The organism is Marinitenerispora sediminis, assembly GCF_003336425.1.
Lineage (GTDB): Bacteria > Actinomycetota > Actinomycetes > Streptosporangiales > Streptosporangiaceae > Marinitenerispora > Marinitenerispora sediminis.
The window spans coordinates 1-305 of record NZ_QEIO01000413.1 but is presented as its reverse complement, the minus strand read 5'-3'; the positions used below and the strand labels follow the sequence as shown (position 1 = coordinate 305).

The window sequence follows — 305 nt, the reverse complement described above, 5'->3', positions numbered from 1 at the left end:
GTGTCGAGGACGCTGGGGAGGTCGAGGAGGACGCCGGTGAGGTGGGGGTGGCGGTCGAGGAGGGCGGCGAGGAGGGCGCCGTTGCCGCCGCCGATGTCGGTGATGGTGCGGGTGGTGGTGAGGTCGAGGGTGTCGGCGAGGGTGTGCGCGGCGGTGCTGCCGGCCGCCATGGCGGCGTCGAAGAGTTGGCGCCGCTGGGGGTGGGCGGTGGTGTGGCGGTAGAAGTCGCTGCCGTGGGCGTGGTCGTAGGCGGTGGTGCCGGTGCGCAGGGTGTGGTCGAGGTGGTCCCAGGCGCGGCGCAGGGG

1 protein-coding gene is annotated in these 305 nt (G+C 74.8%); it reads right to left on the bottom strand.

Features of this window, described 5'->3' with window-relative positions; translation table 11 throughout:
• On the bottom strand, positions 1–305 hold a 305-nt coding region (locus tag DEF28_RS27045), incomplete at both ends, for a methyltransferase (protein WP_267900226.1).